Genomic DNA, 23215 nt, shown 5'->3' on the forward strand with positions numbered 1-23215 from the left:
TTTTTTTCTCAATTTTGTTATTGCGTGCTCCAATTTGCTCGATATAATGTGCGCTACGAAATAAGTTGATTTACATCAATAAAAGAGCGAAATATTAATTCGCCCAATTTGATCTAAACCGCAATTCGATTGGTGAGTTTAGACCGTGCTTGAGACGACACTTGGCCCTACACATATATTGTTAACTAATTTCCGTTGTTCGACATTGTTCGGGCAGCGCTATTTTTGTACTTTTTGAGGATTATGTTGTGGAACGAATTATTGTTGTTGGCGGAGGCGCTGGTGGTTTAGAGCTAGCGACCAAGCTAGGTAGAAAATTAGGACGAAAAGGTAAAGCAGAAGTTACGCTGATCGATCGTAAATCAAGTCACTTATGGAAGCCTTTATTACACGAAGTCGCGACCGGATCTCTAGATGAAGGTGTCGATGCAATTAGTTACCGTGCCCACGCTAAGAACCACGGATTCAAGTTCCGTATGGGGAAGCTGGAAAATATTGATCGTGAAGGGAAATACATCACGTTAAGTGCGATGACCGACGACAAAGGTGAACAGGTCATGCCAACGCGACAGTTCCCGTATGACACATTAATAATGGCGATTGGTTCGACGTCTAATGATTTTAATACTCCAGGTGTACGAGAGAATTGTATTTTCCTAGATAGCCCAGAGCAAGCGCATCGCTTCCGTGAAGAGATGAACAATGAGTTCTTTAAGCTTCATTGGAAGCAATACAATGGAACCGTTGATATTGCAATTGTAGGAGCTGGGGCGACAGGTGTAGAGCTTAGCGCCGAGCTTCACAATGCGATCAAAGAGCTTAGAGCTTATGGATTTGATGATTTAGACTCAAGTAAGTTAAACGTTAACTTGATTGAAGCGGGTGAGCGTATTTTGCCAGCTTTACCACCTCGTATTTCCAGTGCCGCACATGCTGAATTGACTAAATTGGGTGTTACGGTTCGTACAACGACTATGATCACCAAAGCTGATGAAACAGGTTTGACAACCAAAGATGGTGAGAAAATCGACGCTACGATCATGGTATGGGCTGCGGGAATTAAAGCACCAGACTTTATTAAAGATATCGCAGGGTTAGAAACCAATCGAATTAACCAGTTAGTGGTTAAAGATACACTACAGACGACTCGAGATGATGATATTTTTGTGATTGGTGATTTGGCTCAGTGTACTCAAGCTGATGGTAAATTTGTGCCACCTCGCGCTCAAGCTGCGCACCAAATGGCCAGCTTAGCGTACAAAAATATCTTAGCTAGGCAAAATGGCAAAGAGCTGACGCCGTATGTGTATAAAGACCATGGTTCATTGGTTTCATTGAGTAACTTCTCTACAGTCGGCAGTCTGATGGGGAATTTGACTAAAGGCTCAATGATGGTTGAAGGGCGCATTGCTCGCATGGTGTACATTTCATTGTATCGTATGCATCAAATGGCACTTCATGGTGTCGTTAAAACAGGGCTAATGATGCTTGTTGGACGAATTAACCGCGTACTACGTCCTAACTTAAAGCTTCATTAATAACTTTTGGATAATAAAAAACGCTTCCATTTAGGGAGCGTTTTTTTATGTACGCAGCGCTTTCTTTAGGTAAGTTACTCTACTTTTCGAACCTGAATTACCATACCCATCAATGGATGGTCGAAGTAGTGGATTTCTTCACTTTTCATTTTCCGTTTTTGGTTGAGTCGGTAGGTTTTTAAAAACGGCTCTGATTCAAAGTTGTCTTGAAGGGAATCGATTCCATCGAGCGCGATTTCATCTGTATCGACATTCGCTATGTCCACACTCTGAACATCGATACTGGTTATGTCGGTACTCACTGTACCTATATTCAAATCAATACCTTCATCGATGTCCGGTACTGGCATGTCGAGGTCAGACTCTTCCAATTCCACCTTACGCATGGCTGGCGCTCGCAAATCAAATTCAGCATTGGCAAATAAATAATGTTGGACATAGATTTGCAAATTGCCTTCAAACTCTAAAAGAGAGTCTGTTGAGGGTAATTCGGTCAATGCAATTTCGCTTCCGTCTGGGTTATATAGTGATGCATAGTTTTTACCCGCTGAGAAATGGAATATTGGAGCACGTGATGCCCCTCTGTCTCCCTGACGCCAAGCTGTGTGGAGTAATACTTGGAACTCTTGCTGATTATCTAAGCGCTGTTTCGCAGAGCTAAGTTGATACATTGAACGTGGCAGAAGACTCACTCCATGCGAACTTTTGAAGCTGGATGATTGCAGGCTACCACTGTTGCTGTATGAGATCGGTTCAACAGAATCAGGCCATGACTCCCCAGTTGTTTCTGCATTTACGTTACGTTTAAAAATGATAACTTCAACGTCAAACTGCCTAGCCCATGTTGGCATTGCAATCACTAACATCAGCAGTGAAACCAGTATTTTCATTTTAACTCCATCTCAATGTAAATTATTTATTATGACGCTTGTCGGCTTGTCACAGAATGTTATGTCGTACTTGGTAGACGATTTTGTTCAAATTCATTCAACATACTATTTACGAATTGAATTCGTTCGCGTCGATCGGTTAACGGTATGGTGAACTTGAATTTAGTTGGTCCTTCCATCGAAAACTGTTTCGGCTGACTTTGCAATAGTTTAACTAAAAATGCAGGGTTAATGTCAGCATTAGTTGTGAACTCAATGTGCCCACCACGATCATGTGCTTCTATTTTCTTAATCTTAAGACGATTTGCGCTAATTTTGATCCGAGCAACCTCCAATAGATTCAGAGCCGGATCGGGTATTTTGCCAAAGCGATCGATTAGCTCCACTTTCAATTCGCCGACATCATCATAATCGGATACGCTTGCAATCTGTTTATAGAGTGATAATCGAGTATTTATATCGGGAATATACTCTTCTGGAATTAGTGCAGGAATACGCAGTTCAACTTCCGTCTGTTCTCTTAAAAGATCGTCAAGAGATGGCTCTTTGCCAGATTTTAACGCTTCTACTGCTTGCTCTAGCATTTCCATATAGAGCGTAAAACCAAGAGACTGAATTTGTCCACTTTGCTCGTCACCTAGTAATTCGCCGGCTCCACGTATTTCTAAGTCGTGCGTTGCGAGGGTAAAGCCCGCTCCGAGATCTTCTAGTGATGCCAATGCTTCAAGACGCTTAACCGCATCTTTGGTTATTGCTTTAGGTGGTGGCGTCATTAAATAGGCATAAGCCTGATGATGAGAGCGACCAACACGGCCTCGCAACTGATGCAGTTGAGCTAAACCAAACTTATCCGCACGATTGATGATGATGGTGTTGGCGGTTGGGATATCGATACCGGTTTCTATAATCGTAGTACAGACCAATAAGTTGAAACGCTGGTGAGAGAAGTCATTCATGATGCGCTCGAGTTCTCTCTCTCGCATTTGGCCATGTGCAACAACCACTCGCGCTTCAGGAATTAACTTTTCTAAGTCGGAAGCGACTTTCTCGATTGTCTCGACTTGGTTGTGCAAATAATACACTTGCCCGCCACGCATGATTTCACGTAATACTGCTTCGCGGGTTGCAGCATCATCTTGTTGGCGAATAAATGTTTTAACGGATAAGCGTCGTGCAGGTGGTGTGGCGATAATCGACAGATCACGCATTCCACTCATTGCCATATTTAAGGTACGAGGAATTGGAGTTGCTGTCAGCGTAAGGATGTCTAAATTGGCACGCATGGCTTTGACTTTCTCTTTTTGTCGTACACCAAAGCGATGCTCTTCATCAACGATAAGCAAACCTAAGTCGCGATATTGAATATCACTGGATAGCAGCTTATGCGTTCCAACTAAGATATCGACTTTGCCTTCAGCAACATCTTGAATGATGGCCTTTTGCTCTTTGGCGGTTTTAAAGCGAGAGAGTACTTCGACTCGTATCGGCAAATTGGCAAAACGGTCACGGAAATTCTCAAAATGTTGCTGTGCTAGTAGTGTGGTTGGCACCAATACCGATACTTGCTTACCGTTATCTGTTGCGACAAATGCTGCGCGCATTGCTACTTCAGTTTTACCGAAACCGACATCGCCACACACCAAGCGATCCATCGCTTTGTTTTGGCACATATCGGAAAGTACCGCATTAATGGCCATTGCTTGATCGTCCGTTTCTTCAAATGGAAAGGTCGATTTAAAGCTCGCGTATTGTTCTCGATCTAGTTTAAACACAAAACCGGGTTTTAGTTCTCGTTTAGCATACACATCCAGCAGTTCTGCAGCCACATCGCGGACTTTTTCTGCCGCTTTACGTCGAGTTTTCCCCCACGATTCACTACCCAGTTTATTCAGCGGCGCATTCTCTTCAGCACCGCCGGAGTATCGGCTAATAAGATTGAGAGAGGCTACAGGGACGTAGAGTTTCGACTCATTGAGATATTCCAACGTCACGTACTCAGTCGCAATACCGCCGGCTTCGATGATCTGGAGCCCCAGATAGCGACCAACACCATGGTCGATATGAACGACGGGTTGCCCTGGTTTTAATTCTGTTAGGTTACGAAAAACCGCATCGGCATTGACGGTTTTTTTCTCTTTCTTGCGTCGCTGTGCAACACGGTCGCCCAAAATATCGCTTTCACAAATTAGTGCAGTGTTAGCATCGTTGAACAAACACCCATGTTCAGCGGAGCCAATGATAAGCGTGTGAACATCATTGGCTTGAAACGCATCATCAAACGAGGCATGACTGACAGGGCGGAGCTTTATCGGTTTCAGAAGTTCAAGCAAGGCTTCACGTCGACCTTCCGATTCTACCGAGAAAATGATTTTCCCCTGATGTTGCTCGCAGAATTGACGCAAAGCACCGAGTGGTTCTTTGTGATTATGTTGCGCTTTGAGTTCGGGAAGCGCTGATACGTCAGCATTAATTCGACCTGCTTGTTTATCGATCAGAACATCAGAGAGTATTGTTTGACGGTAATTCTTAAAATATTTGAATAACTCATCGTCTTTGAGCCATAGCGTTTTAGGTTCTAACAGTGGACGTAATGGGTCGACTTTTCGTTGATCGTAGCGAAACTCGACGTCCTTTAGAAAATGCTCGACAGCGGGTTGAATATCTCCCAATACTAATAATTGAGTTTCATTAGGCAAGTAATCGAAAAGTGTTTCTGTTTCTTCGAAGAACAGCGGTTGCCAATATTCGATACCGGCTGGCCACGTACCTTTAGAGACTTGCATGTACACAGATTCAGGCTCGCGGCGAGTTTCAAACTGTTGACGCCAACGATTTCGAAAACCTTCTATTGCCGCTTCTGTGGTTGGAAACTCGTGAGCGGGGAGTAGGCGTATTTCGCTTACTTCATCAATGGAACGTTGGTTTTCAGGGTCAAAAGTTCGAATTGAATCAATATCGTCATCGAGAAAGTCAATTCGGTAAGGTGAATCACTGCCCATTGGGAATAGATCGAGAATTGAGCCTCGGCTAGCGTATTCTCCGGGACCAAACACCTGATCGGTATGGCGATATCCTGACTCTTCGAGTTGAGCGCGCATTTTTGTCATTGAAAACTCATCACCCACACTGACAAGCAAGGTATGTTGCAGTAAAAAACTGCGAGGTGACTGGCGTTGCAATAATGTGCTTATCGGCGCAATAGTAATGCCTTGTCGTTGCGTTGGTAATTGATACAAACGCAAAATTCGCTCGGAAATAATTTCTTGATGAGGCGAGAAACTATCATAGGGTAAGGTTTCCCAGTCAGGAAACAAGGTGACTGGGTAACGACAAAACTGTTCTATCTCATGTTGAAGTTTGATCGCACTCTGTGGATCGGGTGTCACGAGAAGTGTATGAGAAGAGTGCTGGTTAGCGAATTGAGCTGCTGAATACGCAAGGCTCGCGCCAGTCAGGTTACCCAGAGCCTTTTTGTCGCCGGCTTTGGTTGGTAGTGTAATTGGAAGCAGTGGCTGATTTTTCATTGATGATTTACTTTGAATCTCGTTCTAATGAGCGCTGGCGCAGAAGTTTTTGTTGCTGGAAGAGCGCAGCTTTGATTATTAGGTCTTGGTCAAGATCTCGAATTAAGACATATTTTACCGTTATTACATAACCTTGGTCAGTCGTTTCACACTCGGTAACTTCACCGTAGCAATATATTGCAGCGGCTGGGTTTTCGAGAAACATTTTGGCCCGCAAAATAGTATGTGCGTCGAGTGGGTTGCGTGAATAATAACTGAATTGGCTTGCGCCGAATGAGCGAGTCTTAGTGCGATACTGTTGGTCGTCTTGTTGAGCTAACATGTAGGTGAGAAGCAGGTTGAGCTTACTGTTCTGAGTATCCAATAACTGAATAACGTGGCGAAAATCACTGTTACGTAGTTCGGTTTTCGCTGATTCATTCAGATGGTCTAATTGACTAAATTCATTTGCGACAATAAAGGGAGCAGGAATTTCTGCTTCGAAAAGAATGGCATCAGGCAAGCTGAAATCACTCGCCATCGGTTCAACATTGACGGCAATAGCGTGGTGAACGGTAAAGTATTCTTGTTCGATCATGATGGGTTCCTTTATATATCGGAATATTGATTATCGTCATCGCTAGCAACATATCAAGGTATTGCTTCTTATTTAGGTGAATTAACAGCGTTTTAGCAAATAAGGACTACAACCCTTGCGCGTTTGTCGTTAAAGTACAGCCAATTGATTTATCTTGGTTTGGTGTATGTTTCATCCGATTTCTATTTTTATTGGTCTTAGATATCTGCGCGGACGCTCTGGAGATCGATTCAGCCGTTTCGTCTCCTATATGTCAACAGCAGGAATCACTATTGGCGTTATGTCTCTAGTGACCGTGTTATCGGTGATGAATGGTTTTGAGTCTCAGCTTAAATCTCGAATTTTGGGGGTTCTTCCTCAAGCGGTAGTCAGTCAAGTAGATAATAAAACCGCGATTGCGATATTACCAAGTTTTATTGAACACTTGCCAAATAGCCAGCCGGCTCAACCATTGGTTCGGAGTGAGGCCATCGTACAAAGCCCAACGGGACTAGGCGCTGGTATGCTATTGGGCGTCATTCCTTCAAATGATGAGCCTGTCGCACAATATATTGTCGCCGGTAATTATGCGGCACTGTCATCTCAGAAATACCAAATTCTATTGGGTCACCGTTTGGCGCATACTCTTAATGTGACGGTCGGCGATAAGGTTCGCGTGATGGTGACTGAAGCCAGCGTAGTGACGCCTTTGGGGCGTGTTCCAAGCCAACGAAACTTTACGGTTGCTGGATTGTTTAACACAGGCTCAGATGTTGATGCGCAATTGATGATTACAAATATAGAAGATGCGCAAAAGCTGCTCCGGTATCGCTCCGAACAGATTTCAGGATGGCGTTTGTTTTTTGCAGACCCTTTCGATGTAGCCGAATTATCGAAGAGTGAGCGGATTCCTTCTGATTGGGCTTGGCATGATTGGCGTGAACAGCGTGGTGAGCTATTTCAAGCAGTTCGTATGGAAAAAAACATGATGGGCTTAATGTTAAGTCTCATTGTCGCGATTGCTGCATTTAATATTATCTCTGCGTTGATCATGGTTGTGATGGAAAAACAAGCGGAAGTGGCGATTTTAAAAACACAGGGTTTGTCGAATTACTCAACCATGATGGTATTTGTGGTGCAAGGAGCAAGTAGTGGCGTTCTTGGTGCACTTGTTGGTGGTGGGGTTGGCGTTATTCTCGCGAGTAATTTAAATGCGCTTTTAGCCTTGTTAGGTGTAAACGTGGTCGCGACCGGTGGAGAACTGCCTGTGGTCATCTCTCTATCGCAAATCGTGGCAGTGGTGTTCTTTACCGTGTTATTGAGTATTGTATCGACCCTTTATCCATCTTGGCGCGCCGCGTCCGTTAAACCTGCTGAGGCTTTAAGATATGAATAACCTTCTTACATGTCGGAACATCACTAAGATTTACCAAGATGGTGATGTCGCAACACCGGTTTTACAAGGCGTAAACTTCTCACTAGAACAAGGAGAGTTAGCGGCCATTGTCGGGGCATCAGGTTCTGGAAAAAGTACGCTATTGCATGTGCTCGGTGCATTAGACACGCCAACTTATGGTGACGTGGAAGTATTAGGGCAGTCATTGGCCGATTTAAGTCAGAATCAACAAGCTAAGTTTCGTAATCAAAATGTCGGCTTTATTTATCAGTTTCACCATTTGTTAGCAGACTTTACTGCATTGGAAAATGTTGCGATGCCACTTTTAATCGGCGGGATGAAAGTCAGTCAAGCTCAGGCAGAGGCAAAACAGATACTAGATCGAGTGGGCTTATCACATCGTGATGCTCATAGACCGAGTGAGCTCTCAGGTGGAGAACGTCAACGTGTTGCGATTGCACGCGCTTTGATTAATCGTCCTGCGTTAGTGTTGGCAGATGAACCTACGGGTAATTTAGATCACACTACTGCGCTCTCCATTTATGATTTGATGTGTGAGCTAAATCATGAATCACAGACTGCTTTTTTGGTGGTAACTCATGATCGCGACTTGGCAATCAAAATGGGACGTCAATTCTCTATGAAAGATGGGATGCTGGTTTAATTATGGGATCGTTATCGCTTTGGATTGGTCAACGTTTTAGTCGTTCAAAGAAACGCAATAAACTGGTGTCGTTTATCTCGGTATCGTCGACATTAGGGATCGCGTTTGGTGTTGCTGTGATCATTGTGGGATTGTCTGCAATGAATGGCTTTGAACAGGAGCTACAAAAGCGAGTATTGTCAGTTATCCCTCATGGAGAATTTGAAGCGGTCGATGACCCGATTACAAATTGGTCATCCATTCAAACTCAATTAGCTTCGGAACCTCATATTGAGGCTGCGGCGCCTTATGTTCGATTTACTGGGCTTGCAGAAAAAGGCGCGAAACTCAAAGCCGTGGTGGTGCGAGGCGTCGATTTAACCCAAGAGCAGAGAGTCTCTGATTTGTTCTCGTTTATTGATGAAGGCACTCTGTCTGATGTTACTCCAGGTCAAAATGAAATTATTCTTGGTAAAGGGTTAGCGCGTTATTTAGGCGTTGAGAAAGGAGAATATCTCACCTTATTAGTTCCGCCAGACAATAAGGAGAAGTCACTAAAGTCACCCCAGAGAATTCGGCTTAAAGTGACGGCACTTTTTACACTGAACGGACAGATAGATCACAATATGGCGATTATACCTCTCACCGATGCTCAGCATTATCTTCGATTAGGAGAGAGTGTTCATGGCATGTCGGTTCGAGTTGATGATGTCTTTAATGCGTTAAATATCGTTCGAGAATCGGGAAACAAGCTCAATGTTTTTGTGTACTTGCGAAGCTGGGAAAATCAATACGGCTATTTGTATCGAGATATTCAATTGGTGAGAATTATACTGTATTTGGTCATGGTTCTGGTTATCGGTGTGGCAAGTTTTAATATCGTCTCAACGTTAATGATGGCCGTTAAAGATCGATCTTCGGATATCGCTATACTTCGAACCATGGGCGCAAGTGACGGCATGATTAAGCGAATTTTTGTGTGGCAAGGTGTATGGTCTGGTGTGACTGGCAGTGTGTTGGGAACAGCCTTTGGGGTTGCCTTAGCAGTCAATTTAACTCGGATTATTCGCGGTGTTGAACAGTTGACTGGGTATACGTTTTTATCTGGTGATATCTATTTTGTCGATTTTTTGCCATCAAAAGTCGAGTTGGTTGATGTGGCCGTGGTTTCTGTTACCGCGATTCTACTTAGTTTATTTGCGACCTGGTACCCAGCCAAGCGAGCAAGTGCGCTGCAACCTGCCGCTGTATTGTCAGCTAAATAAGTCAGCTAAATAATCCAATTTCTCGTACAACCTCTCTATTTGGTCTGAAATAGAAATAACAATGGGCGCACTTTGTGCGCCCATTGTCGTATAACGAATCTATCATTCTGTTTCAAGCGTGGTTTTCATTTACCTTGAACGACGCTTCTGCCAACTGCGAACCACTGAATATCGCCATAGCCAATGAATTGAAAAGTACCCAACAAGAGCACTGATTAAGCCACACAATATGCAGCCAATGATAAGTGGGGGGCCAATGGTCAGCATCTGATGAGATATAAATTCCCAGTTAGCTTCAAAGTGAATATGCAGTGGAGGTTTGTGCATGACCCAACTGCCTACTTTATACGCCCCATAAAACATTACGGGCATGGTGACAGGATTACTTATCCACACTAATGCGATGGAGAGTGGCAGGTTAACACCAATAGCTATGGCTGTACCTGCAGCGAACAACATCTGTGTAGGCAGTGGAATGAACGCAATAAAAAGCCCGACAGCAAAAGCACCCGCAGCAGAACGTCGGTTTAAGCACCATAAATTGGGGTTATAAAGCACGCTACCAAACACGCTCAAAACCTTCTGGCGTTGAATCGCCTCTCGGTTTGGCATGTAGCGTTTAATCCACTTTTTAGGCATAACTACTATGATTCTCTTAATGAACTACTGGCAACTGGGTTCGTTTTGCCTAATCCTAATTTCGTTACCATATTGGCCTATGGTTCCTGAGTTATTCTGGTGTGGTTTGTTTGTCATTTACTACTTAATTTTATTTAAAAGGCAGTCTTATCAAGTCATTAAGTATAGCTTGGGTATATCAATGGGACTGCTTTGGGGCGTGATGTTTGCAAACATAACACTAGAACAATCTGAAACGCTCTATAAATCTGATACGAATACTAGCATAAAGATCAGGGCTGAAAGTGATTTTGCACAAAATAATTTTGGTTTTAGTGGTCGAGTTCAAATCACTTCAGTTAATGGGCAAGCCCTCGAATGGTATCGTCAACCACGAGTTCAATTATATAGCCCTATAATGTTACAGCATGGTGATGAAGGGCAATTTGACGCTAGGATAAAGCCCATTTTTGGCTTATTGAATGAAGCGGGCAGTGACAGCGAACGCTATTATTTTGGTCAAGCAATTCTTGGTAAGGCGTATGTTGATAAGCGTATACCTTATTACATCATCGAGCATATGTCGTGGCGGAAACAATTTAAACAACTGGTTAGCCTACGTGTTGAGCCACTGGCTCATTCAGCCATAATCTTGGCGTTATCATTTGCCGATCGCTCCGGTATCGATAGTCAACAATGGGCGTGGTTGAAATCGAGTGGCTTGTCTCATCTTGTCGCGATTTCAGGGCTCCATATTAGTATTGCATTTGGACTTGGCTATGGTGTCATACTTATGCTGTCACGTGTGATTCAGCGAGGCTATTGGGCAGCTTTGCCAGCGGGTGTCATGTTAGCGACGAGCTATAGTTGGTTGGCGGATTTCACTTTGCCTACTCAGCGAGCGCTGACGATGTTGTTTATCTATGTCGTGATTTCAAAACTGTCTGTGCAGTTAAGTTACGTTCAAAAAATGCTTTGGGTACTTACCATCGTACTTCTTGTGAACCCTCTGGCGACAGTGAACAGCAGTTTTTGGCTTTCATTTTGCGCCGTATCAGCTGTGATTTATGTCATGACCGCTACTACTCATACTCATGGGTTGAAAGCATGGGTAAAAGGGCATTTATGGGTATCGCTAGCGATGTTGCCACTCAGTGCGATTATGTTTGGCGGGATCAGTGTTGTTTCGCCATTCTACAATATGGTGTTTATTCCTTGGTTTAGTGTCGTTGTTGTTCCACTGTTATTTTTGGCACTCCTAGTTACGGGACTAGGCGTGCTTGGGGACCATCTGGTATGGACGCTAGTTGATTATTCTCTCGCACCACTGAGTTATCTTTTACCGTATTCCAATAATGCCTGGCTTGCTTTGTCTCAGAATGAGGTTTGGTTAGTGAGTTGTAGCGTATTTGTACTAGCGCTCAGACCAATATTAGGTGGTCAGTGGCTGATGCTTGTCCTACTCATCTTTTCGTCAGAATTTTATCGCCAAAGCCGACACGACTGGCGAATCGATTTGCTGGATGTGGGGCAGGGATTAGCAGTACTTATTGAACAAGATGGGCATTATCTACTTTATGATACGGGGTCTGGATGGAATGACAGTAGCATGGTGGATTTAGTGATAACGCCCGTCTTAGAGAAGCGTGGTGTTGATCAGTTAGATATTTTGGTGCTGAGTCATCTCGATAATGATCATGCTGGTGGTCGTTGGCAAGTCGAACAACGTTGGCGTCCTAGACGGCGTATTGCGTCTGCAAATCTCGCTGGCTATTCAACTTGCATTCAGGGGCAGAAATGGCAGTGGCAACGACTGGACATTGAAGTCCTGTGGCCGCCAAAAACGCCAATGAATTCGAGAAATGAATTCTCATGCGTATTAAAAATATCAGGCCAAAATGGCATCCACTCTGTCCTATTGACCGGAGATATTGGCGTGATGTCTGAATGGTTATTGGTGAAGCAGCTTGATGATGCTCAATGGGATTTGATGAGTGATATCATTGTAGTTCCACATCATGGCAGTGCGACTTCGTCATCATCTCAATTCATCCAAATGGTCCAACCTTCACTTGCTCTTGCAGGGTTAGCCAAAGGGAATCGTTGGAATTTTCCAAATTCTAAAGTAAAACAGCGATATACCGAGTCTGGTGCTCGTTGGTTAGACAGTGGGGATGCTGGGCAAGTGAGTGTAAGGTTTAACAAAGATGATTTTGTTGTTAGGTATCAAAGAAGTCGAGATTCCGTGTTCCACTATCAGTCGTGGTATAGGCAGATGCTACGTAAACAGGTAGAATGACCTCGTTAATTCTTAATAAAATTCAATTGGTTTTGTATGTCACTCGATAAAGATGAAGCAACATGGGTAACCTTTAAGCGTCTTTGGACCTATATCCGCGATTATAAAATTGGACTCATTGTCGCAAGCATTGCGCTTGTTCTCAACGCAGTTACCGATACCTACATGATTTCATTACTTAAACCACTATTAGATGAAGGGTTTGGTACGGTAGAATCTGATTTTCTCACTACCCTTCCATTTATTGTTTTTGGTGTCATGTTGCTCCGCAGCGTAAGTGGTTTTGTGTCGACTTATTGTTTGAGTTGGGTATCAGGGAATGTCGTCATGACGATGCGTCGAATGGTATTTAACCAATTTATGCACATGCCAGTCAGTTATTTAGACCAACAATCTGCTGGTAAGTTATTATCTCGAATTACTTACGATTCTGAGCAAGTCGCCACCGCTACAAGCCGTGCGTTAGTCAATATGGTGAGAGAGTCAGCCAGTATTATTGGCCTACTTGTACTGATGTTCTGGAATAGCTGGCAATTGTCTTTGGTGCTTGTTGTGATAGTGCCGCTTGTGGCTTGGTCAGTGTCTTTCGTTTCAAAGCGTTTTCGCCGTATTTCAAAGAATATGCAAAATACGATGGGAGAAGTAACGTCTTCTGCTGAACAGATGCTTAAGGGCCATAAAGTCGTGTTGAGTTATGGTGGACACGATGTTGAGCGTGAACGGTTCGACAAAATTAGTAATCAAATGCGTCAGCAGTCGATGAAATTAGCTACAGCTCAAGCCATCGCTAACCCAGTGATTCAAATGATTGCATCTATCGCTTTACTGGTTGTCTTATTTTTAGCGAGTATGGAGGAATTCAGAGCAAATTTGACTCCAGGGACATTCACCGTCGTTTTTTCTGCAATGTTTGCACTACGTAAGCCAATCAACTCGTTGACCAACGTCATGGCCCCTTTTCAACGAGGAATGGCAGCGAGCCAAACTTTGTTTAGTATTATTGATTCTGACCGCGAAAAAGATGAAGGTGATCATGACGTAAAACGTGTCTCTGGTGATATCGAAGTCAATGACGTGACGTTTACTTACGAAGGTAAAGAAGAAGCGGCACTTTCATCACTTTCCTTTACTTTACCTAAGGGAAAAACCTTGGCGTTGGTTGGACGATCAGGTTCGGGAAAAAGTACGATTGCTAACCTTATGACACGTTTTTATAACGTTGACTCTGGACAAATTTTGTTGGATGGCACTGATATTCGCGATTATAAATTGGCCAACCTAAGATCTCAATTTGCGATTGTGTCGCAAAATGTCCACCTGTTTAACGATACGATTGCGAATAATATTGCTTACGCAGCAACGGAAAAATACAGCCGAGAAGATATCGAATCCGCAGCTCGACAAGCACACTGTATGGAGTTTGTGAGTGAACTTCCAGACGGCTTGGATACCATTATCGGTGAAAATGGTGCTTCATTGTCCGGTGGTCAGCGTCAACGTTTGGCGATTGCCAGAGCCTTGTTGCGTGATACTCCAGTATTGATTCTCGATGAAGCCACGTCAGCCCTTGATACTGAATCTGAAAGAGCGATTCAAGCTGCGCTAAATACATTGCAACAAGATAAAACCGTATTGGTGATCGCCCATCGCCTATCAACCATTGAAGATGCTGATGAGATTTTGGTGATTGATCAAGGAAACGTAATTGAGCGTGGGAATCATAAATCATTGATTGATCAAGGTGGAGCATATGCTCAACTTCATCGCGTCCAAGTCAGTGAGTAATCGTTGTGATCGATAAACTGTGGTTCTCTAACCATTGGCTTTCGCATTTACTGTGGCCTCTATTGTGGCCGCTCAGCCTTGTATTTAAGTGGGTGAGTACAAAACGAAAAGCGGCCTTTGTTAACGGCTCGCGAGAAAGTTATCGTGCACCCATTGCTATCGTTGTCGTTGGTAACGTTACGGCTGGTGGAAATGGCAAAACACCAATTGTCATTTGGTTGGTTGAGCAACTGCAAGCACTGGGGCATAAACCTGGTGTCGTTTCTCGTGGCTATGGTGGCAAGTCTAATGATTACCCTTTGATCGTTGATGATGATAGGGAAGCCTCCCAATGTGGTGATGAACCGAAACTAATCCAACAGAGAACGGGAGCACTGGTTGCTGTGAGTCCTGTCCGAAGTGATGCCGTAAAAGCGCTCTTATCTCAAGGTGTTGATGTCATTATTGCTGATGATGGTTTGCAGCATTATGCGTTACAGCGTGATGTTGAAATTATTGTGGTTGACGGCGTGCGACGCTTTGGAAACGAGAAATTAATACCGCTGGGACCGCTACGCGAGCCCGTTAGTCGATGTGATGATGTCGACTTTGTGATTAATAATGGTGGAAAGGTGCAGGGCTGTGAGATGCCCATGACATTACAGCCTAATCTTGCAAAAAACTTAGTCACAGGTGAAACCAAATCGGTTTCTCAATTAGGTTCGCTTGTCGCATTCGCGGGTATTGGTCATCCACCTCGATTTTTCAGAACATTAATAGATTTAGGTGCTGAGTTAAGTTTAACCAAAGGGTTTAGTGATCATAAGACATTTGACCCACAGGAACTTGAACAACTGAGCCAAGCTGGAGACAACTTGATTATGACAGAGAAAGATGCGGTTAAGTGTCGCTCATATGCTCAAGATAATTGGTGGTATTTACCGGTCTCAGCTCAATTTGATAGAAACGATCAAAAAATTATAATTCAACGTATTCAAGAGGTTATTGAACAATATGGATCATCGTCTGCTTGAGATTGTGGCATGCCCAATTTGTAAAGGGAAATTGGTTTTTGATAAAGAAAATCAAGAGCTTATATGTAAGTTAGATAGGCTTGCTTATCCAATTAAAGAAGGGATTCCTGTTTTAATTGAGGCAGAAGCAAGAGTTATGGAAATGGATGAAAGGCGCTAATCTGATGTCATTTACTGTCGTTATCCCAGCTCGCTATCAATCGAGCCGCTTGCCCGGAAAGCCGTTAGCAGGTATTGCTGGAAAACCGATGATTCAGTGGGTTTATGAGCAATCAGTGAAATCAGGGGCTTCGCTAGTCGTTGTGGCTACTGACGATCAACGTATTGCCGATGCTGTAGAGCAATTTGGTGGTACCGTTTGTATGACAGCGAATACTCATGAGTCGGGTACAGAGCGTTTAGCCGAAGTGGTGCAAAAATTGGGTATTGCCGACGATCATATCATTGTGAACGTTCAAGGTGATGAGCCTCTTATTCCACCATCTGTAATTACTCAAGTCGCTAATAACTTGTCAAACTCTATCGCGCCGATGGCGACATTAGCGGTGGAAATTGAAGATGAAGACGAAGCATTTAACCCGAATGCGGTCAAAGTACTGACGGATAAAGAGGGTTACGCGTTGTATTTTAGCCGTGCGACTATTCCTTGGGATCGCGATGGGTTTGCGCAAAGTAAGACATTACGGTACCCATTACGCAGACATATTGGCATTTATGCATACCGTGCAGGTTTTATTAATACGTATATTCATTGGCAGCCTAGTGAACTGGAGAAAATAGAAAGTTTAGAGCAGCTTCGTGTGCTTTGGTATGGTGAAAAAATCCATGTTGCGGTAGCCAACGAAACACCACCTCCAGGCGTAGATACTGCTGAAGACTTAGAACTGGTTCGACAAACCGTCATCGAAAATCAATCGTAAAAAAATCGGATAGTGAGAAAAACACTATCCGATATTTTGCGTACTAAGCTTTCACTACACCGCTATTATCGATGCTTATTTTTTACTTGGACAAATGGATAAAACTTCATGTCGTCCTGAGTCTTTGAGCTCCTCGAGTACAACGTCAAACCCCCATAATCGATGTAAATGTTTCATCACTTCATGATAGCTTGGATCTAGGGGAACGCGGTTTTGCGGGACAAATTGTAGAGTGAGTGAACGATCTCCACGTACATTAACGTTGTAAACTTGTATATTAGGCTCAAGGTTACTTAGGTTGTACTGAGAGGCCAGTTTTTCTCGAATTTGTCGATAGCCAATATCATCATGAATCGCACTGACTTCAATATGGTTCTTACGGTCATCGTCGCTGATAGCAAATAACTTAAATTCACGAATCAGTTTTGGGGATAAATATTGGCTTATAAAGCTTTCATCTTTGAAATTCTCCATCGCAAAATGAACCGAATCTAACCAATCGCTACCCGCTAAGTCTGGAAACCACTCTTTGTCTTCTTCGGTCGGTTCTTCACAAATTCGTTTTATGTCACAAAACATCGCAAACCCGAGCGCGTAGGGGTTAATCCCACTGTAGAACTGACTGTTATATGCAGGTTGAGCAACAACACTAGTATGACTATGTAGAAACTCGAGTATAAATCGTTCTGATACGAGACCTTCATCGTAGAGCTGGTTTAAGATCGTGTAGTGCCAGAATGTTGCCCACCCTTCATTCATCACTTGAGTTTGTTTTTGTGGGTAGAAATATTGACTTACTTTGCGAACAATTCGAACTAATTCTCGTTGCCATGGTTCTAGCAGAGGCGCGTTTTTCTCTACAAAGTAAAGAATGTTCTCCTCAGGCTCTGGCGGGAATCGATGTAGCTCATCTTGCTCTTCGTTGGTCTCTTTAGGAAGCGTTCTCCACAATTCATTGACTTGAGATTGAAGGTAAGCCTCTCGTTCTTCTTGGCGTATTTTTTCCTCGGCAATAGAAATTTTCTCAGGGCGTTTATAGCGATCTACCCCATAATTCATTAAAGCGTGACATGAATCTAATATTGCTTCTACATTGTCAATACCATACTTTTCCTCGCATTCAGAGATGTAGTTTTTGGCAAAAAGCAGGTAGTCAATAATGGAGCTAGCATCGGTCCAAGTCCGAAAAAGATAATTTCCTTTAAAAAATGAATTGTGGCCATAACAAGCATGAGCGATCACCAGTGCTTGCATTGTTATGGTATTTTCTTCCATTAAGTAAGCGATACATGGGTCAGAATTGATGACAATTTCATACGCCAAGCCCATCTGGCCATGTTTATAATTTTGTTCCGTTTGAATAAATTTTTTACCAAACGACCAGTGGTGGTAATTTATTGGCATACCAACGCTGGAATAGGCATCCATCATCTGCTCTGAGGTGATAATTTCAATCTGATTTTGGTAGGTATCAAGGCGAAAGTTTTCAGCAACTCTCTTAATTTCTGTATGGTAGCGTTCTAGTAATTCGAACGTCCAATCGGGTCCATCGGGCAACCGCTTATCGTTTATTGGCGCTTTTGATTTTGATTTGGTTGTCATAGGAACACCTCCCTAAGCCGTCTCTTTTTGGAATAATTCCCGAAAAACGGGGAAAATATCATCGACTGACTGAATGTTTTTCATGGCAAAGTTCTGATATGTCTCTTCTAGCTTTTTATATTCATGCCACAACGTTTGATGAGAACGTTGTGTGATTTCAATGTACGCGTAGTACTGGCAATTTGGTAATAGATCTTTAGTGAGTAGAGAGTGACAGCGTGGAGAATCGTCGGCCCAATTGTCACCATCAGATGCTTGAGCACCATAGATATTCCATTGAGAAAGTGAGTAACGCTCCTTAATAATTTTGTCCATGAGTTTCAAAGCACTTGATACGATAGTGCCACCGGTTTCTTGAGAGTAGAAGAATTCATGTTCATCGACTTCTTTAGCTTGCGTGTGATGACGAATAAAGACAACTTCGACATTTTTATAGGTTCGGGTAAGAAAAAGATAAAGCAGCACATAAAAACGTTTTGCCGTATCTTTGGTTTCTTGATCCATCGAACCAGAAACATCCATTAGACAAAACATGACCGCTTGGCTTGAAGGAATAGGGCGCTTTTCATAATTCTTAAATCTCAAATCGAAAGTATCAATAAAAGGAACACTTTCTATTCGTTGCTTAAGTTCCTCTATTTCTTGTTTTAGGCGTTTTTCTTCGAGCAATTGAATGGGTTCACTCATCTGGATTCGATCTAACTCTTCTTCAAGCTCCTGCATCAAACGACGTTTTCCTGCAGTCATGGCCGTGCGTCGAGCAAGCGATTGCTGGAGTGATCGAACCACCGCAATATTTGATGGCACGCCTGACGTATTATATCCGGCTCGATGAGTTTCCCAGTCGAGGACTTTGTTGACCTGCTGTTTGTTTAGATTTGGTAATGCGAGATCTTCAAATAGGATGTCTAAATATTCATCTTTGGAAATTTGAAAAACGAAATCATCGGAGCCTTCGCCATCTTGACTAGCATCGCCTTGGCCTGAGCCTTGACCAGAACCGCCTTGTGGAGGCCGTTCTATCTGATCACCAGTAACAAATTGGTCATTGCCGGGATGGACTCTTTCTTTGTGCCCACCTTGGCCTTGATGGAAAGCAGGTTCACTTAAATCTCGGCTTGGGATAGAGATATCTTCACCAGATTCGGTGTTTGTAATGGAGCGTCGATTGACAGCATCCGCAACAGACTCTTTTATCTGCTCTTTATGTCGACGGATAAAGCGTTGGCGGTTGACTGAGCTTTTATTCTTTCCATTTAAGCGTCTATCAATAAATTGAGCCATATTATTCCCCTCACTGAATTCACCGAACTTCCCAAGAGACATTTTGTGTATTTGGGAGTTAAATTCAGGAGCGAATAGAGAAACTCCTGAATTTATATGTCGGTCGTTTCCTTACTTAAGAAGATTTACGTACACGTAAATACCACTCGGATAATAATCGGACTTGCTTTTCGGTATAGCCTTTTTCCATCATACGAGCGACAAAGTTATCGTGTTTTTTCTGTTCTTCTGTCGACGTCTTGGTATTGAACGAAATGACAGGGAGTAGCTCTTCTGTGTTGGAGAACATTTTCTTTTCAATAACGGTTCGCAACTTCTCATAACTTGTCCAAGCTGGATTCATGCCGTTGTTATTGGCACGGGCACGTAGAACGAAGTTAACGATCTCGTTACGAAAATCTTTAGGGTTGCTAATGCCTGCCGTTTTTTCAATTTTCTCCAATTCATTGTTTAGCGCAGAACGGTCGAATAATTGGCCTGTTTCTGGATCGCGATATTCTTGGTCTTGAATCCAAAAGTCGGCGTAAGTGACGTATCGGTCGAAGATATTTTGGCCATATTCTGAATAGGACTCTAGGTAGGCCGTTTGAATCTCCTTACCAATGAATTCTACATAACGAGGTACAAGATACCCTTTCACAAATTCAAGGTAACGGTCGGCGGTTTCAGTTGGAAACTGCTCCCGCTCAATTTGTTGTTCAATGACATAAAACAGATGTACTGGGTTAGCGGCAACTTCTGACTGATCAAAGTTGAACACACGAGATAAAATTTTGAAGGCAAAACGGGTCGATAAGCCATTCATGCCTTCGTCGACACCAGCATAGTCACGATACTCCTGATAGCTTTTGGCTTTCGGATCGGTGTCTTTTAGCGTTTCCCCATCATAGACCCGCATCTTAGAAAAGAGCGACGAGTTTTCTGGTGCTTTGAGACGGGAAAGAATACTGAATTGCGCTAATGTTTCTAAGGTACTTGGTGAACAAGGAGCCTGAGACAACTCACTGTGGTCGAGCAATTTTTGATATATCTTAACTTCTTCAGACACACGTAAGCAGTAGGGCACTTTGACAATGTAGACTCGGTCTAAAAAGGCTTCGTTATTTTTGTTGTTGCGAAAGCTTTGCCATTCGGACTCATTTGAGTGGGCGAGAATCATGCCTTCATATGGCAATGCTGATAACCCTTCAGTACCGTTGTAATTCCCCTCTTGTGTTGCAGTTAACAATGGGTGAAGCACTTTTATCGGTGCTTTAAACATTTCCACGAATTCCATAAGACCTTGGTTTGCCCGGCACAGTGCACCAGAATAACTATAGGCATCAGGATCATCTTGGGAGAAGTGTTCGAGTTTACGAATATCTACCTTACCGACTAACGATGAAATATCTTGATTGTTTTCATCACCGGGCTCAGTTTTAGCAACGGCAAGTTGGTCGAGGATCGAAGGTCTAACTTTTACGACCTTGAATTTACTAAGGTCACCACCAAATTCATGCAGACGTTTGGCTGCCCATGGTGACATTATCGTTTTAAGGTACCGTTGGTCGATGTCATATTCAGATTTTAGAAGCTTACCATCTTCGTTAACATCAAATAGGCAAAATGGATGGTCGTTGACCGGGCTACGTTCGTCGTTGGCGGTTAATACATAGATAGGCATCTGCTGCATCAATGCTTTGAGTTTTTCGGCGAGTGATGATTTACCGCCACCTACAGGACCAAGGAGGTAGAGAATTTGTTTACGTTCTTCTAGCCCTTGTGCGGCATGCTTTAAATAGGAAACGATTTGTTCAATCGCTTCTTCCATACCGTAAAAATCTTTAAATGTGTCGTATCGAGCGATGACACGATTAGAAAAAAGACGACTCAAATTGGGATCTTTTGCAGTATCAACCAGTTCAGGCTCACCGATAGCCATCAATAGTCGCTCGGCTGCATTCGCATACGCGCTTTTGTCATCCTTACATAGATTCAGAAACTCTTGTAATGTTAGCTCTTCTTCTTTCGCTGCTTCGTAGCGAGTTTGAAAATGCTCAAATATACTCATAGTCACTTCCCCTTTTAGTTGTCGCGATAGCTAATTGGCCTTACGAAAATGCAAACCGCTAACAACATTAGATTAGCCTTTATTAAACAAAAATGCTTAAAAAATATGCATATATTTACATTTTTTTATCAATTTAATTATATTTAGTCACGTCTCGGCTTGAGCAAATGAAAAACAAAATGCGGCAATAAGGAGGAGAAAATAGTGGTAAAGAAAGGGATATTCGTAGAAAAGGCGAGTTTCCTCGCCCTTATTAATTTTGATAGATATATTATTAGGCGTTAAGAATTTGTCGTAATTCTGCAGGTGAAAGATGGTAATGACGAGGGCAATTTTGCCAAGTTGATAGCATTCTTCGGTATTTTTCAAGCATTGGTATTTGGCTGTTAAAGTGATGATCACCTTTGTCAAATTGGGAATATAAACCTTCTGAATCAACAAGAAAACGAACGTAATTGACTAGTTGAGTTTCCTTGGCTAGGTCAAATCCTAAGAATTGTAAACGACGAGGTTCCACTTCAGATTGAGCAGAATCATTTAGAATTTTAAACGATTCTTGCATCGCATGGTGCATTTCCATGATATCGATAATTTCACGACATTCATCTTCTTTCAAACAGCCAAACTCTTTGTTGAGTTCACGCATGTGAAGTGCATAGCCACGTTCCACAATGGTTTTTAGTCTTTTATATTTTGTTGAGTTCTCAGGATCTAATTGTGACATTAAAGTGTATTGATTCGATAGAATTAGGCGCTGAGCATTAGTCATATCCATAAAGGGAGTCCCATATTATAAGTTAATATTTTATTCCGTTAGAATAACGTGATTCGCGTGCCTGAAAAATGATCTCGCTACAATGTTAAGTCAATTAATGGGATGAGGTCTTGTAACAAAATGAAACTAATCAGAAACAAGAGTGATCAAGGTCCACTCAAATTCATGGGTACTTTTTAACAAAGGGAATACCTAAGTGAAGTTGAGTGGTTGTGGCTTAGTATTTGATATTTGAGTGGTATTGCTCAAGTATTGCAACGATGGAATCCATGGTCTCTTTCGATGGAGGATTGGTATCCGCTAATGGGTATTCTAGACCCATAGCTTCCCACTTGTGAGCACCAAGCTTGTGATAGGGAAGGAGCTCGATTTTTTCGATATTATCCATACCTTTGATGAACTCTCCTAACATGTGAGCAGCTTCTTCATCATCAGTGTAACCTGGGACAATGACATATCTCAGCCAAGTGGTTTTACCTATCTTCTGCAGATATTTTGCGAAATCTAAAGTTCGACGGTTAGATACTCCAACTAAATCTTGGTGAATTTCATCTTTCATATGTTTGATATCGAGCATAACAAGATCCGTGGCATCAAGTACCTCATCGATAATGTCACTATGTTTACGAATATACCCATTGGTGTCTAAACAGGTATGGATGTTTTCTGCTTGTGCAGCTCGGAAAAAGTCGCGAACAAACTCTGGCTGCAACATTGATTCACCGCCTGAACAAGTTACACCACCACCGGAGGCATTCATAAAGTGACGGTAACTTTTGGCTTCACTAATGATTTCTTCAACGGTGACTTCTTTCCCATCATGCAAATCCCAAGTGTCGCGGTTGTGACAGTATTTACAGCGCATTAAACAGCCCTGTAGAAAGACAATAAAGCGTATTCCCGGTCCGTCGACGGTGCCACAGGATTCAAAAGAGTGGATTCGGCCTTTGGTTGACATGTAACGTTCTCATTCAATTATTTGGTACATATATTAGTACATTTTGTGTGGTTTATATAGAGATGGACAGGCACAAGTTTCGAACTAATAAATAAATTT

General features: G+C 42.7%; 18 protein-coding genes. 9 read left to right on the forward strand and 9 right to left on the reverse strand.

Going from position 1 to position 23215, the window contains the following annotated elements; genetic code table 11:
- Window positions 1-248 precede the first annotated feature (248 nt).
- Window positions 249-1538, forward strand: a complete 1290-nt coding sequence (locus ACWU4D_RS00310) for an NAD(P)/FAD-dependent oxidoreductase (protein ID WP_456049376.1) — start codon at window positions 249-251, stop codon at window positions 1536-1538.
- A 74-nt stretch (window positions 1539-1612) separates the two neighbouring features.
- Here the strand turns inward: ACWU4D_RS00310 and ACWU4D_RS00315 are convergent, their stop codons facing one another.
- From ACWU4D_RS00315 to ACWU4D_RS00325, 3 genes are read right to left on the reverse strand one after another with little or no spacing between them, the layout of a single operon-like run.
- Window positions 1613-2428, reverse strand: a complete 816-nt coding sequence (locus ACWU4D_RS00315) for a peptidoglycan binding protein CsiV (protein WP_456049377.1) — start codon at window positions 2426-2428, stop codon at window positions 1613-1615.
- 59 nt (window positions 2429-2487) lie between these two features.
- On the reverse strand, window positions 2488-5952 hold the full coding sequence (gene mfd, locus ACWU4D_RS00320) for a transcription-repair coupling factor (RefSeq protein ID WP_456049378.1): 3465 nt from the start codon (window positions 5950-5952) through the stop codon (window positions 2488-2490).
- A 7-nt stretch (window positions 5953-5959) separates the two neighbouring features.
- A complete protein-coding gene (locus ACWU4D_RS00325; protein ID WP_456049379.1) occupies window positions 5960-6529 on the reverse strand; it encodes a PilZ domain-containing protein in 570 nt (189 codons plus the stop codon).
- A 166-nt stretch (window positions 6530-6695) separates the two neighbouring features.
- On the opposite strand from ACWU4D_RS00325, the gene lolC reads away from it, so the two are divergent.
- The 3 genes from lolC to lolE are packed head-to-tail and all read left to right on the forward strand — an operon-like array spanning window position 6696 to window position 9812.
- On the forward strand, window positions 6696-7904 hold the full coding sequence (lolC, locus tag ACWU4D_RS00330) for a lipoprotein-releasing ABC transporter permease subunit LolC (protein ID WP_456049380.1): 1209 nt from the start codon (window positions 6696-6698) through the stop codon (window positions 7902-7904).
- A complete protein-coding gene (gene lolD, locus ACWU4D_RS00335; RefSeq protein ID WP_456049381.1) occupies window positions 7897-8568 on the forward strand; it encodes a lipoprotein-releasing ABC transporter ATP-binding protein LolD in 672 nt (223 codons plus the stop codon). Before lolC ends, lolD begins: the two co-directional genes overlap by 8 nt.
- Window positions 8568-9812 (forward strand): lipoprotein-releasing ABC transporter permease subunit LolE, encoded by a 1245-nt coding sequence (gene lolE / locus ACWU4D_RS00340; RefSeq protein ID WP_456049961.1) that lies wholly within the window; start codon window positions 8568-8570, stop codon window positions 9810-9812. Before lolD ends, lolE begins: the two co-directional genes overlap by 1 nt.
- Before the next feature lie 129 nt (window positions 9813-9941).
- Here the strand turns inward: lolE and ACWU4D_RS00345 are convergent, their stop codons facing one another.
- A complete protein-coding gene (locus ACWU4D_RS00345) occupies window positions 9942-10451 on the reverse strand; it encodes a DUF2062 domain-containing protein (RefSeq protein ID WP_456049382.1) in 510 nt (169 codons plus the stop codon).
- A gap of 7 nt (window positions 10452-10458) precedes the next feature.
- Between ACWU4D_RS00345 and ACWU4D_RS00350 the strand changes: the two genes are divergently transcribed.
- From ACWU4D_RS00350 to kdsB, 5 genes are read left to right on the forward strand one after another with little or no spacing between them, the layout of a single operon-like run.
- Window positions 10459-12729, forward strand: a complete 2271-nt coding sequence (locus ACWU4D_RS00350; protein ID WP_456049383.1) for a DNA internalization-related competence protein ComEC/Rec2 — start codon at window positions 10459-10461, stop codon at window positions 12727-12729.
- Between the two features lie 36 nt (window positions 12730-12765).
- Entirely contained in the window at window positions 12766-14514 is a 1749-nt protein-coding gene (msbA, locus tag ACWU4D_RS00355) for a lipid A ABC transporter ATP-binding protein/permease MsbA (RefSeq protein WP_456049384.1), read from the forward strand.
- A 5-nt stretch (window positions 14515-14519) separates the two neighbouring features.
- The gene (lpxK, locus tag ACWU4D_RS00360; protein WP_456049385.1) at window positions 14520-15527 is read left to right on the forward strand and encodes a tetraacyldisaccharide 4'-kinase; all 1008 of its coding nucleotides are present in this window, start codon (window positions 14520-14522) and stop codon (window positions 15525-15527) included.
- Window positions 15508-15687, forward strand: a complete 180-nt coding sequence (locus ACWU4D_RS00365; protein ID WP_456049386.1) for a Trm112 family protein — start codon at window positions 15508-15510, stop codon at window positions 15685-15687. Before lpxK ends, ACWU4D_RS00365 begins: the two co-directional genes overlap by 20 nt.
- Window positions 15688-15691: 4 nt before the next feature.
- Window positions 15692-16447, forward strand: a complete 756-nt coding sequence (gene kdsB, locus ACWU4D_RS00370; protein WP_456049962.1) for a 3-deoxy-manno-octulosonate cytidylyltransferase — start codon at window positions 15692-15694, stop codon at window positions 16445-16447.
- 75 nt (window positions 16448-16522) lie between these two features.
- Here kdsB and ACWU4D_RS00375 read toward each other — a convergent pair whose 3' ends face one another.
- From ACWU4D_RS00375 to pflA, 5 genes are all read right to left on the reverse strand, one after another.
- Window positions 16523-18049, reverse strand: a complete 1527-nt coding sequence (locus ACWU4D_RS00375; protein WP_456049387.1) for a SpoVR family protein — start codon at window positions 18047-18049, stop codon at window positions 16523-16525.
- 12 nt (window positions 18050-18061) lie between these two features.
- Window positions 18062-19333: a YeaH/YhbH family protein gene (locus ACWU4D_RS00380; RefSeq protein WP_456049388.1), complete on the reverse strand. Its 1272-nt coding sequence runs from the start codon at window positions 19331-19333 to the stop codon at window positions 18062-18064.
- Window positions 19334-19448: 115 nt separating this feature from the next.
- Window positions 19449-21383 carry a PrkA family serine protein kinase gene (locus tag ACWU4D_RS00385; RefSeq protein ID WP_456049389.1) on the reverse strand — a complete coding sequence of 645 codons (1935 nt, stop codon included), beginning with the start codon at window positions 21381-21383 and terminating at the stop codon, window positions 19449-19451.
- A 274-nt stretch (window positions 21384-21657) separates the two neighbouring features.
- Window positions 21658-22158, reverse strand: coding sequence for a YfbU family protein (locus ACWU4D_RS00390; protein WP_456049390.1), 501 nt, complete (start codon window positions 22156-22158; stop codon window positions 21658-21660).
- 217 nt (window positions 22159-22375) lie between these two features.
- Window positions 22376-23116 carry a pyruvate formate lyase 1-activating protein gene (pflA, locus tag ACWU4D_RS00395; RefSeq protein ID WP_456049391.1) on the reverse strand — a complete coding sequence of 247 codons (741 nt, stop codon included), beginning with the start codon at window positions 23114-23116 and terminating at the stop codon, window positions 22376-22378.
- Window positions 23117-23215: the final 99 nt, after the last annotated feature.

It is taken from the genome of Vibrio phycocola, assembly GCF_053850235.1.